The organism is Dryocola clanedunensis, assembly GCF_038405435.1.
GTDB classification, from domain to species: Bacteria; Pseudomonadota; Gammaproteobacteria; order Enterobacterales; family Enterobacteriaceae; genus Dryocola; species Dryocola clanedunensis_A.
Window position 1 is genome coordinate 486,137 of the sequence record NZ_JBBYHZ010000003.1, and the last position, 12,689, is coordinate 498,825.

At 56.2% G+C, this 12,689-nt stretch carries 8 protein-coding genes and 1 tRNA gene; 7 read left to right on the plus strand and 2 right to left on the minus strand.

Going from position 1 to position 12,689, the window contains the following annotated elements:
• Window positions 1-53: 53 nt before the first annotated feature.
• The 4 genes from chbA (at window position 54) to chbG (ending at window position 3,547) form a co-directional block, all read left to right on the plus strand.
• On the plus strand, window positions 54-401 hold the full coding sequence (gene chbA, locus AAE045_RS09905) for a PTS N,N'-diacetylchitobiose transporter subunit IIA (RefSeq protein WP_455547569.1): 348 nt from the start codon (window positions 54-56) through the stop codon (window positions 399-401).
• A gap of 14 nt (window positions 402-415) precedes the next feature.
• Window positions 416-1,255 (plus strand): transcriptional regulator ChbR, encoded by an 840-nt coding sequence (gene chbR / locus AAE045_RS09910; protein ID WP_455547570.1) that lies wholly within the window; start codon window positions 416-418, stop codon window positions 1,253-1,255.
• A gap of 98 nt (window positions 1,256-1,353) precedes the next feature.
• Window positions 1,354-2,697 carry a 6-phospho-beta-glucosidase gene (locus AAE045_RS09915; RefSeq protein ID WP_455547571.1) on the plus strand — a complete coding sequence of 448 codons (1,344 nt, stop codon included), beginning with the start codon at window positions 1,354-1,356 and terminating at the stop codon, window positions 2,695-2,697.
• 88 nt (window positions 2,698-2,785) lie between these two features.
• Entirely contained in the window at window positions 2,786-3,547 is a 762-nt protein-coding gene (gene chbG / locus AAE045_RS09920; RefSeq protein ID WP_455547572.1) for a chitin disaccharide deacetylase, read from the plus strand.
• Between the two features lie 145 nt (window positions 3,548-3,692).
• Here the strand turns inward: chbG and envR are convergent, their stop codons facing one another.
• On the minus strand, window positions 3,693-4,310 hold the full coding sequence (envR, locus tag AAE045_RS09925; RefSeq protein WP_455547573.1) for an acrEF/envCD operon transcriptional regulator: 618 nt from the start codon (window positions 4,308-4,310) through the stop codon (window positions 3,693-3,695).
• A 239-nt stretch (window positions 4,311-4,549) separates the two neighbouring features.
• On the opposite strand from envR, the gene AAE045_RS09930 reads away from it, so the two are divergent.
• From AAE045_RS09930 to AAE045_RS09940, 3 genes are all read left to right on the plus strand, one after another.
• Complete coding sequence (locus AAE045_RS09930) at window positions 4,550-7,660, plus strand: efflux RND transporter permease subunit (protein ID WP_455547574.1); 3,111 nt, start codon at window positions 4,550-4,552, stop codon at window positions 7,658-7,660.
• A 111-nt stretch (window positions 7,661-7,771) separates the two neighbouring features.
• On the plus strand, window positions 7,772-8,926 hold the full coding sequence (locus AAE045_RS09935; RefSeq protein WP_455547575.1) for an efflux RND transporter periplasmic adaptor subunit: 1,155 nt from the start codon (window positions 7,772-7,774) through the stop codon (window positions 8,924-8,926).
• Between the two features lie 13 nt (window positions 8,927-8,939).
• Window positions 8,940-12,050: an efflux RND transporter permease subunit gene (locus AAE045_RS09940; RefSeq protein WP_455547576.1), complete on the plus strand. Its 3,111-nt coding sequence runs from the start codon at window positions 8,940-8,942 to the stop codon at window positions 12,048-12,050.
• A 335-nt stretch (window positions 12,051-12,385) separates the two neighbouring features.
• On the opposite strand, the gene AAE045_RS09945 is transcribed toward AAE045_RS09940, so the two are convergent.
• Window positions 12,386-12,473 (minus strand) — tRNA-Ser (locus AAE045_RS09945).
• Window positions 12,474-12,689 lie beyond the last annotated feature (216 nt).

Genomic DNA, 12,689 nt, shown 5'->3' on the forward strand with positions numbered 1-12,689 from the left:
CGGGGCGGGGAGCGAATACCTCCCCGCGCTTACTGACTTAAAGGGAAATAAGCATGTTTGATTTAGACAATATTGTAGACACCGAAGACGAAGCGCAGGACCTGGAAGAAGTGGTGATGGGCTTGATCATCAACTCCGGGCAGGCCCGCAGCCTGGCCTACGCCGCGCTGAAGCAGGCGAAAGCAGGGGACTTTGAGCAGGCAAAAGAGCTGATGGGCAAATCCCGTCTGGCGCTGAACGAAGCGCACCTGGTGCAGACCAAACTGATTGAAGGCGACCAGGGCGAAGGCAAAACGAAAGTCAGCCTGGTGCTGGTTCACGCGCAGGATCACCTGATGACTTCCATGCTGGCACGCGAACTCGTGACCGAACTCATTGAGCTTCACGAAAAAATAAAATAACGTAGGGAGTCATAATGCAGACACCGGTACTGAGCATGGAAATCAAGACAGCACGCGAAAATCAACTCTTCGATGGTCAAAATTTCCACGTTTTTATCTACAACAAAGTAGAGAGCATCTCCGGGCTGCACGAACATGACTACTACGAATTTACCGTGGTGCTGACCGGACGATATTACCAGGATATTAACGGCAAGCGGGTGCTGTTAGAACGCGGAGATTTTGTTTTTATCCCGCTGGGATCTAACCACCAGAGCTATTATGAATTTGGTGCCACCAGAATATTAAATGTGGGTATCAGCAAAGCGTTTTTTGAACAGCACTATTTACCGTTATTACCACCGCGCTTTGTTGCTTCACAGGTTTATCAGGTTAAGAACGAATTTCTGACCTATATAGAGTCAGTGATTGCCTCGCTAAACTTCAGGAACGGGGAGTTTAACGAGTTCCTGGAGGTTGTGACATTTTATATTGTCAACCGGCTGCGTCACCATCGGGAATCCGAAGTGATTACGGATATTCCGGTCTGGCTAAAGATTACCGTTGAGAAAATGCATGATAAGGCCCGCTTTGGCGACCGGGCGCTGGCTAATATGGTGGAGCTGTCCGGTAAGTCGCAGGAATATTTAACCCGCGCTACCCAGCGTCACTATGGCAAAACACCGATGCAGATTATTAATGAAATCCGCATTGATTTTGCTAAGAAGCAGCTGGAGATAACCAATTATTCCGTGACGGACATTGCTTTTGAGTCAGGTTACAGCAGTCCGAGCATGTTTATTAAGAACTTTAAAAAGCTCACCTCATTCACGCCAAAGCATTACCGGAAGCAATTGTGCAGTATCAACAACTAGTTTATAGATGAATTAATTCAGACTAACGCTAATCTTCGGTCATTCATCTATATCGCTGTCTTTAATTTGCAGTGCAATTAAATTGTACGGGAGTTCCTATGAGCAAAAAACTGAAAGTGGTCACCATCGGTGGCGGAAGCAGCTATACCCCAGAATTACTTGAAGGCTTTATTAAACGCTACGATCAGCTACCGATCACCGAATTATGGCTGGTAGATGTTGAAGCCGGTAAAGAGAAGCAGGATATTATTTACGATCTCTGCCTGCGCATGGTGGAACACGCGGGCGTGCCGATTGCAATCTACAAAACCCTTAACCGCCGCGAAGCCCTGGTAGACGCCGATTTCGTCACCACCCAGCTGCGCGTTGGGCAGCTGAAAGCGCGCGAGCTTGACGAGCGTATTCCGCTGAGCCACGGCTATCTCGGCCAGGAAACCAACGGAGCGGGCGGCCTGTTCAAAGGCCTGCGCACCATTCCGGTGATTTTCGACATCATTAAAGACGTGGAAGAGATCTGCCCGAACGCCTGGGTTATCAACTTCACCAACCCGGCCGGCATGGTGACGGAAGCCGTCTTCCGCCACACCAAATTTAAGAAGTTTATCGGCGTGTGCAACATCCCGGTGGGCATGAAGATGTTCATTCAGGACGTGCTGAAGGTGAAGCCGGAGGACGAGCTGAACATCGATCTGTTCGGCCTGAACCACCTGGTGTTTATTCGTGACGTACTGGTCAACGGCGAATCACGTTTTGCCGAGCTGCTGGACGGCGTTGCCTCCGGTACGCTGAAGCCGAGCGGCGTGAAAAACATCTTCGACCTGCCGTTCAGCGAAGGGCTGATCCGTTCCCTGAATCTGCTGCCATGTTCATACCTGCTCTACTACTTTAAGCCGAAAGAGATGCTGGCCATCGAAATGGGCGAATTCTATAAGGGCGGCGCTCGCGCAACCGTGGTGCAGCAGGTAGAAAAGCAGCTTTTCGAGCTGTATAAAGATCCTAATCTGGACGTGAAGCCTAAAGAGCTGGAGCTGCGCGGCGGTGCGTACTACTCCGATGCGGCCTGCGAAGTGATCAGCGCGATTTACAACGACAAGCAGACCGAACACTACGTCAACTTCCCGCACAAGGGCCATATCGATAACATTCCGGCCGACTGGGCCATCGAAATGACCTGCACCATTGGCCGCGACGGCGCAACGCCTTCACCACGCATTAAGCATTTTGATGAGAAGGTTCTCGGCCTGATTTATACCATCAAGGGCTTCGAAGTGGCGGCCAGCGAAGCAGCGTTAAGCGGCAAATTCGATGACGTGCTGCTGGCGCTGAACCTCAGCCCGCTGATCCACTCCGATAAAGACGCGGAGAAACTGGCGCGCGAGATGCTGCTGGCGCACGAAGCGCTGCTGCCTAACTTCGCAGGCACCATTGCGGGACTTAAATAACCTCACGGGGGATGACGCTTGCGCTTATCCGCCCTATGGAAGATTTTGTAGCGCGAAGCATAGCGTCATCCGACAAAAGGAAGCCTGTATGGAAAAGTTATTGATCGTAAATGCCGATGATTTTGGCCTCTGCAAGGCGCAGAACTACGGCATTATCGAGGCGTTCAGCCATGGCGTGGTGACGTCCACCACCGCGATGGTTAACGCGGCGGGCATCGGGCACGCCGCAGCGCTGAGCAAGGCGCATCCCGATCTGGCCGTGGGCATGCACTTTGTGCTGACGCTGGGCCGTCCGCTTTCCGCCATGCCGGGGCTTACCCGTGAAAACGGCGAGCTGGGCAAATGGATCTGGGAGATGGGCGAGGCGGGCACGCTGCCGCTGGATGAAATAGAGCACGAGCTGGAATGTCAGTTTGCGCGCTTTATCGATCTTTTTGGCCGGCTGCCAACGCATCTCGACAGCCACCACCACGTCCACATGATCCCACAAATCTTCCCGATCGTAGAAGCCTTCGCGAAAGAGAAGGGGATCGCGATCCGCATTGACCGGGACGATCTGCGCAAGGGCGAGATGAAGCTACAGGGGGCGAAAAGCAGCCAGGGCTTCGACAGCGGATTCTACGGCGAGGCGATTTCCGAAGCGCTGTTTCTTGCAACGCTCGAGCGCAGCACCGCGCGCAGCGAGCAGTCCCTTGAGATCATGTGCCACCCGTCGTTTGTCGATAACACCATCCTGGCCAGCAAGTATTGCTACCCGCGCCTTGCGGAGCTGGACGTGCTGACTTCGGCGTCGCTGAAAGAGGCCATTGCCGAACGCGGCTACCGGCTGGGGTCGTTTAAAGATTTGTAATTAAAAAGGCAATGCCGGGTGCATTGCCTTTCTTTTATGCAGGCTGGATAACCGCCGGATGACGCTGCGCTTATCCGGCCTACGTTAACCCAGGATTTGTAGATTTGTAGGGTGGATAAGGGTAAGCGTCATCCACCAGTGCTGTTTAAATCGATTTCCGTGCCAGCAGCAGAATGTTGTCCACCAGTTCCGGCGCCTGCTCGTACAGATCCAGATTTTCCGGCTGCATCAGCCAGTTTTTCACGATACCGCTAAAATAACCGTGAACAATTGTGGTCAGTAATTCTATATTAGTATTAACCGGAATCTGACCTTTTGAAATACAATTCTGCAACAGCTTTCTGAATCTGTCCCGGTTAAACCACAGCCGCTCTCTGATATCTCTTTCGCTGTACATCTCACCGTTAAATTCGCACGAATGGTAAAGTATTTGTAATAGCTGATGCTGGCGCGGGTCTCGGGCAATTATTCTTAATGTTTCAATCATCAGGGCGCGTAATAACTGCAGGCCATCATCCTGAAGATGTGTATTAAGTTTTCTTTTTATTTCCTGCGTTACATTTTCCTGCAGATTCCAGATTTCATTAAACAGGGAAACCTTGCTGTCGAAGTGCCAGTAGATGGCACCCCGCGTCATGCCTGCCGCATCGGCGATGTCAGCCAGCGTCGTGCTTGAGACGCCCTGTTCAGCAAACAGGGCGATGGCGACATCAATGAGATGCTGACGCGTTTTTAACGCCTCAGCTTTTGTTTTTCTTGCCATAATAAATTAACTCCGTCGGGGAATTAGTTACAGGAATTAACAAGTAATAATATATTTGTTGGGCCTTTAAAAAAGCCGGATAACTAATTTCGCTGATTGTGAAACTTAACTATTAAGAAGTCCAGCGTCCGTGCAAACTTTATACATTCAGGCATGAATAATTAATCCCGAAACCCTCTGGTAAGCTGACGCTCCCTTTATCTCTTGCAGCAGACGTCCGTTAACAGGGAAACAATCTCATGGCGAAGTTTTTTATCGAGCGCCCCATATTTGCCTGGGTGCTGGCAATCATTTTGATGCTCGCCGGCGTGCTCTCCATTCTTAAACTGCCGGTTGCACAGTACCCGACGATTGCCCCACCGGCGGTGGCGATCAACGCAACCTATCCGGGTGCGGATGCCAGCACGGTGCAGGATACGGTGACGCAGGTTATTGAGCAGAATATGAATGGCCTCGATAACCTGATGTACATGTCCTCTACCAGCGACTCTTCCGGTAGCGTCACCGTTACGCTGACCTTCCAGTCAGGCACCGATCCGGATATCGCACAGGTGCAGGTGCAGAACAAGCTTCAGCTCGCCATGCCGCTGCTGCCGCAGGAGGTGCAACAGCAGGGGATCAGCGTCAAAAAGTCCTCCAGCAGCTTCCTGATGGTCGCGGGCTTTATCTCTGACGATGGCAGCATGAGCCAGGATGATATCGCGGACTACATCTCATCCAATATTAAAGATCCTATCAGCCGCACCGCGGGGGTAGGGGACGTGCAGCTGTTCGGCGCCCAGTACGCGATGCGCATCTGGCTAGACCCCAACAAACTCGATAAATATCAGCTGACCACGCTGGACGTCATCAATCAGATTAAAACCCAGAACGCCCAGGTTGCCGCCGGGCAGCTGGGCGGGACGCCCGCGATTGCGGGCCAGCAGCTGAACGCCTCTATCATTGCCCAGACGCGGCTGCGCGATCCGCAGGAGTTTGGTCATGTCCTGCTTAAAGTGCAGCCTGATGGGTCGAAAGTCGAGCTGCGCGACGTCAGCCATATCGAGCTGGGCGGGGAAAACTACAACATTATTGCCCGCTACAACGGCAAACCCGCCGCCGGACTGGGGATTAAGCTTGCCACCGGGGCGAATGCGCTGGACACGGCGAAGGCCGTGCAGGAGCAGATGAACAAGCTGCAGCCCTATTTCCCGCGCGGGCTGAAAGTGGTCTACACCTACGACACCACGCCGTTCGTTAAAATCTCCATCCGCGAAGTATTCAAAACGCTGATCGAAGCTATCGTGCTGGTGTTCCTGGTCATGTATCTGTTCCTGCAGAACTTCCGCGCCACGCTGATTCCGACGATTGCCGTGCCCGTGGTGCTGCTGGGTACGTTTTCGATTCTGGCCGCCTTCGGCTATTCCATTAATACCCTGACGATGTTCGGCATGGTGCTGGCGATAGGCCTGCTGGTGGATGACGCCATCGTGGTGGTGGAAAACGTCGAGCGCGTCATGGCGGAGGAGGGGCTGCCGCCAAAAGAGGCGACGCAGAAGTCGATGACGCAGATTCAGGGCGCGCTGGTCGGGATTGCGATGGTGCTCTCGGCGGTATTTATCCCGATGGCCTTCTTCGGCGGCTCGACCGGGGTTATCTACCGGCAGTTCTCCATCACCATCGTTTCGGCGATGGCCCTCTCCGTGCTGGTGGCGCTGATCCTTACTCCAGCCCTGTGCGCCACGCTGCTTAAGCCTGTGGCAAAAGGCAGCCACGGCAAAACTACCGGGCTGTTCGGCTGGTTTAACGCCCGCTTCGAGCAAAGTACGCATCACTACACCAACAGCGTGCGCGGCATCCTCCAGCGCACCGGCCGCTATATGGTGGTGTATCTCCTGATTGTCGCGGGCATGGCGGCACTCTTCCTGCACCTGCCGACCTCGTTCCTGCCGGAAGAGGACCAGGGCGTATTCCTCACCATGGTGACGCTGCCAGCCGGGGCAACCCAGGCGCGCACCGAAAAAATCATGGATCGGATAACGCACTACTATCTGACCAAAGAGGCGGCCAACGTTGAATCTGTCTTTACCGTTAACGGCTTTAGCTTCAGCGGCAAGGGGCAGAACAACGGGCTGGCGTTCGTGCGCCTCAAAGACTGGTCGCAGCGTGAAGGTAAAGAGAACGAGGTCACGGCCATTGTTGGTCGGGCGACCCGCGCCTTCAGCAAAATTCATGATGGCCTGGTGTTTGCCTTTAACCTGCCCGCCATTACCGAGCTGGGCACCGCCACGGGCTTTGACTTCGAGTTAATCGACCAGGCAAGCCTTGGTCATAACGAGCTTACCCAGGCACGAAACCAGCTGTTAGGGATGATTGCTAAGCGCCCGGACATGCTGGTGCGCGTGCGTCCAAACGGCCTGGAAGATACGCCGCAGTTTAAGCTCGACGTTGACCAGGAGAAAGCCCAGGCGCTGGGCGTCAGCATTTCTGATATCAACCAGACCATCGCCACCGGCCTTGGCAGCACCTACGTGAACGACTTTATCGATCACGGACGCGTGAAAAAGGTCTATCTCCAGGGACGAGCCTCGAGCCGCATGCTGCCGCAGGATATCAACACCTGGTACGTGCGGGGCAGCAGCGGGCAGATGGTGCCGTTCTCCGCTTTCGCCACGGCGCGCTGGATTTACGGTTCGCCGCGCCTGGAGCGTTACAACGGCCTGCCGTCCATGGAGATCCTGGGCGAGGCGACGCCGGGCAAGAGTACCGGGGAAGCCATGCTGCTGATGGAAAATCTGGCGGCGAAGCTGCCTGCGGGTATCGGCTTCGACTGGACGGGAATGTCTTATCAGGAGCGGCTGTCCGGCAACCAGGCCCCTGCGCTGTACGCCATCTCCCTGCTGGTGGTGTTCCTGTGCCTGGCGGCGCTCTATGAAAGCTGGTCGATACCGTTCTCGGTCATGCTGGTCGTGCCGCTTGGCGTGGTGGGCGCGCTGCTGGCGGCGAGCCTGCGCGGGCTGAACAACGACGTCTATTTCCAGGTGGGGCTGCTGACCACCATCGGGCTGTCGGCGAAGAACGCCATTCTGATCGTCGAATTCGCTAAAGATCTTATTGATAAAGAAGGCAAAGGGCTGCTCGAGGCCACCCTCGACGCGGTGCGCATGCGCCTGCGTCCGATCCTGATGACTTCGCTGGCCTTCATCCTCGGCGTGCTGCCGCTGGTGATCAGCAGCGGGGCGGGGAGCGGCGCGCAGAACGCGGTGGGCACCGGCGTCATGGGCGGGATGGTATCGGCTACGCTGCTGGCCATCTTCTTTGTCCCGGTCTTCTTTGTCGTGATAAGCCGCCGCTTTGGCAAAGTGAAATAACTGAGATCCGCAGCCGGCGGGCATCGCCCGCCGGTCGTCATTTTTGTTTAAGAATCATGTTCAGCGTTGCCCCAGTGGGCGTTATTACGCTTGTATTATTAAGGAACCGTAATGAAGAAATATGGCGAGTTCATCATCCTGCCTTCCGTGCTGTTGTTAACCGCAGGAATACTCACGGGCTGTAATGACAAGGGCGATGCAAAGGCGCAAATGCCGGTAGCTCAGGTGAATGTTTTCACCGCTACGGCGGCACCGTTATCCGTGACGACTGAACTTCCGGGGCGAACCGACGCGTACCGCGTGGCGGAAGTTCGCCCGCAGGTCAGCGGCATTATCCTGAAACGTAATTTTGTCGAGGGCAGCGATATCGTTGCGGGACAGTCGCTGTACCAGATTGACCCGGCGACCTATCAGGCCGCCTGGAACAGCGCGCAGGGTTCCCTTGCCAAAGCGCAGGCGGCGGCGAAAATTGCCCATCTGACGGTGAAACGCTATGTGCCGCTGCTGGGCACAAAGTACATCAGCCAGCAGGAATACGATGAGGCCGTTGCCACGGCGGAGCAGGCGGATGCGGAAGTGAAAGCCGCGAAAGCCGACGTGGATAACGCGCGCATTAATCTGGCCTACACCAAAGTCACGTCGCCTATCGACGGGCGCATCGGCAAATCCAGTGTCACCGAAGGGGCGCTGGTCACCAACGGCCAGGCCACGGCGATGGCGACCGTCCAGCAGCTCGACCCGATCTACGTCGACGTTACCCAGTCCAGCAACGACTTTATGCAGCTTAAGCAGTCCATCGAGCAGGGCAGCCTGAAAAAAGGCGACGGCAAAACGTCCGTCCAATTGGTCATGGAAGACGGCCAGCCCTATCCGCTCAGCGGCCAGCTTGAGTTCTCCGACGTCACCGTCGACCAGACCACCGGCTCCATCACCCTGCGTGCGGTCTTCCCGAACCCGCAGCACCAGCTGCTGCCGGGCATGTACGTTCGCGCAAAAATTGATGAAGGCGTGCAGCCGTCAGCCATTCTGGTTCCGCAGCAGGGCGTAACCCGCAACCCGCGCGGCGACGCCACGGTGATGGTGGTCGATAAAAACCATACCGCCCAGATGCGTGAAATTGTGGCTCCCCAGGCCATCGGCGATAAATGGCTGGTAACCAAAGGCGTGCAGCCGGGCGATCAGATTATTGTCAGCGGGCTGCAAAGAGTGCGTCCGGGAGCTCCTGTTCAGGTAGTGCCGGACAGCGCTGCCGCTCAGACCCGCTAAGGTAAGTTTTGTAATGGCTAAGTTTTTTATTGAACGACCTATCTTTGCATGGGTGCTGGCGATCATCCTGATGATCGCCGGGGCGCTGGCGATCTTTAAGCTGCCCGTTGCCCAGTACCCGACGATTGCGCCGCCCGCCGTGGCGGTAACCGCGACCTATCCTGGTGCGGATGCGCAGACGGTGCAGGATACCGTGACCCAGGTTATCGAGCAGAACATGAACGGCATCGATAACCTGATGTATATGTCCTCCACCAGCGACTCGGCCGGTGGCGTGACCATTACCCTGACGTTTAACTCCGGCACCAGCCCGGATATCGCCCAGGTACAGGTGCAGAACAAGCTCCAGCTGGCGATGCCGCTGCTGCCGCAGGAAGTGCAGCAGCAGGGGATCAGCGTTGAGAAATCCTCCAGCAGCTTCCTGCTGGTGGCGGGCTTTATTTCAGATAACGCCAAACTGACTCAGGATGATATCTCCGACTACGTTGCCTCCAACGTGAAGGATGCGATCAGCCGGACCAACGGGGTAGGTGACGTTCAGCTCTTCGGCGCGCAGTACGCGATGCGCGTCTGGCTGGATGCGGACGCGCTGAACAAATACCAGCTCAATCCGGGCGACGTGGTCAATCAGCTCAAGGTGCAGAACGACCAGGTTGCCGCCGGGCAGCTGGGCGGTACGCCTGCGGTGAAGGATCAGCAGCTTAACGCCTCGATCATCGCGCAGACGCGGCTGAAAGATCCGGTTGAGTTCGGCAAGGTGACGCTGAAGGTTAACCCCGATGGCTCGGTCGTGCATTTAAGCGATGTGGCGCGAATCGAGCTGGGCGGGGAAAACTACAACGTGGTGGCGAAAATCAACGGGCAGCCTGCGGCAGGCCTGGGGATTAAGCTTGCGACCGGCGCTAACGCGCTGGATACCGCGGCGGCCATCAAAGCCAGACTGGCCTCGTTGCAGCCTTATTTCCCGCAGGGCATGAAGGTGGTCTATCCGTACGACACCACGCCGTTCGTGAAGATTTCGATTCACGAAGTGGTGAAAACGCTGTTTGAAGCGATAATCCTGGTGTTCCTGGTGATGTATCTCTTCCTGCAAAACTTCCGTGCGACGCTGATCCCGACCATCGCCGTACCGGTGGTGCTGCTGGGGACGTTTGCCGTACTGTCGGCGTTTGGCTTCTCGATCAACACCCTGACGATGTTCGGCATGGTGCTGGCGATAGGCCTGCTGGTGGATGACGCCATCGTGGTGGTGGAAAACGTCGAGCGCGTGATGGTAGAAGATCATCTCTCGCCGAAGGAGGCCACCAAAAAGTCCATGGGCCAGATCCAGGGCGCGCTGGTGGGCATCGCGATGGTGCTCTCGGCGGTGTTTATCCCGATGGCCTTCTTCGGCGGCTCGACCGGGGCTATCTACCGGCAGTTCTCCATTACCATCGTTTCGGCAATGGCGCTGTCCGTACTGGTGGCCCTGATCCTCACCCCGGCGCTGTGCGCCACGCTGCTGAAACCCGTCGATCCCGAAGCGCACCATAAAGGCGGCTTCTTCGGCTGGTTTAACCGCAAGTTTGACCAGAGCGCGCACCACTACACCGACAGCGTCAGTAATATTCTGCGCAATACCGGGCGCTATCTGCTGCTCTATCTGGTTATTGTCGTCGGCATGGCGGTGCTGTTCCTGCGTCTGCCAACGTCGTTCCTGCCGGAGGAAGATCAGGGCGTCTTCATGACCATGGTCCAGCTGCCGGCGGGCGCGACCCAGGAAAGAACGCAGAAGGTGCTCGACCAGATAACCCATTACTACCTGAACACCGAGAAGGCTAACGTTGAGTCGGTGTTTACGGTGAACGGCTTCAGCTACAGCGGGCAGGGGCAAAACTCCGGCCTGGCGTTTATCAGCCTGAAACCGTGGGAGGAGCGCCCGGGTAAAGAGAACGGCGTGGGTGCCATCGTGGAACGTGCGACGCGCGCCTTCAGCCAGATCCGCGACGGGCTGGTCTTCCCGTTCAACCTGCCGGCGATTATCGAGCTGGGTACGGCGACGGGCTTTGACTTCGAGCTGATTGACCAGGCGAACCTCGGGCATCAGCAGCTTACCCAGGCGCGTAATAAGCTGCTGGGCATGGTGGCGAAGCACCCGGATCTGCTGGTGCGCGTGCGTCCTAACGGGCTGGAAGATACGCCGCAGTACAAGCTGGAGATCGATCAGGAGAAGGCGCAGTCCCTCGGCGTGAACCTCGCGGATATCAACCAGACGATAGCCACGGCGCTCGGCGGCTCGTACGTTAACGACTTCATCGACCACGGCCGCGTGAAGAAGGTCTATGTCCAGGCCGATGCGCATTACCGCATGCTGCCGAAGGATATCGACAATCTGTACGTGCGCGGTACCTCCGGGCAGATGGTGCCGTTCTCGGCGTTTTCCACCTCGCACTGGATGTACGGCTCTCCACGTCTGGAACGCTATAACGGCCTGCCGTCGATGGAGCTGCTGGGGGAAGCCGCACCGGGGAAAAGTACCGGTGAGGCGATGGACCTGATGGAGCAGCTGGCGGCGAAACTGCCGTCCGGCATAGGCTACGACTGGACGGGGATGTCCTATCAGGAACGGCTTTCCGGCAACCAGGCGCCTGCGCTTTACGCCATCTCGCTGGTCGTGGTGTTCCTGTGCCTGGCGGCGCTCTATGAAAGCTGGTCGATACCGTTCTCGGTCATGCTGGTCGTGCCGCTCGGCGTGGTGGGCGCGCTGCTGGCCGCGGCAATGCGGGGGATGAACAACGACGTTTATTTCCAGGTGGGGCTGCTGACCACCATCGGCCTGTCGGCGAAAAACGCCATACTGATTGTGGAGTTCGCCAAAGACCTGATGGAAAAAGAAGGCAAGGGGCTGCTGGACGCCACGCTTGAAGCGGTGCGCATGCGCCTGCGCCCAATCCTGATGACCTCGCTGGCCTTCATCCTCGGCGTCCTGCCGCTGGTGATGAGCAGCGGAGCAGGGAGCGGCGCGCAGAACGCCGTAGGCACCGGCGTGATGGGCGGGATGCTCTCGGCAACCCTGCTGGCCATCTTCTTCGTGCCGGTGTTCTTCGTGGTGATAAGAGAGCGTTTCAGCAAGCCGAAGGAGTGATGACGTGCTGAAGTGCAGAAAGCCCGGACTCAGGTTCGGGCTTTTTTTTGCGTTCGGAATGGCGGATGTCTGTGGGGATAAACGAAACGTCAATCACGGGATATTTTAAAGACGAAAAAAAAGCCCGCATTTGCATGCGAGCTCTTCTTTAAATGTGGCGGTGAGAGAGGGGCTGATTCGCTGCGCTCACCCTGCGGGCGTCATGGCCATATCTGTCCCTGACGTCCAACAGGCTAAAGCCTGTTGTCGAACCCTGTCGAGGATTCTCACCCCTCTCTCGTGGTGCTATATGCGAAAAAAAAGCCCGCATTTGCATGCGAGCTCTTCTTTAAATGTGGCGGTGAGAGAGGGGTTCGAACCCTCGATACGTTGCCGTATACACACTTTCCAGGCGTGCTCCTTCAGCCACTCGGACACCTCACCGTATTGTTTTTGCTACCCACTTACGGGGGCAACGGGGCGCTACTATAGGGAGTCAGCCCCTTTCGGTCAAGCGTAATTTATTCTTTATAGCGCGTTTGCTTAAGGGGTGAGCAAAAGAGCCCGAAAAGATCATTTTGTCGTTTGGATGATAATAAACGGCGGATGACGCTGTGCTTATCCGCCCTACGTGTGGCCTGGTAGGGTGGATAAACGAAG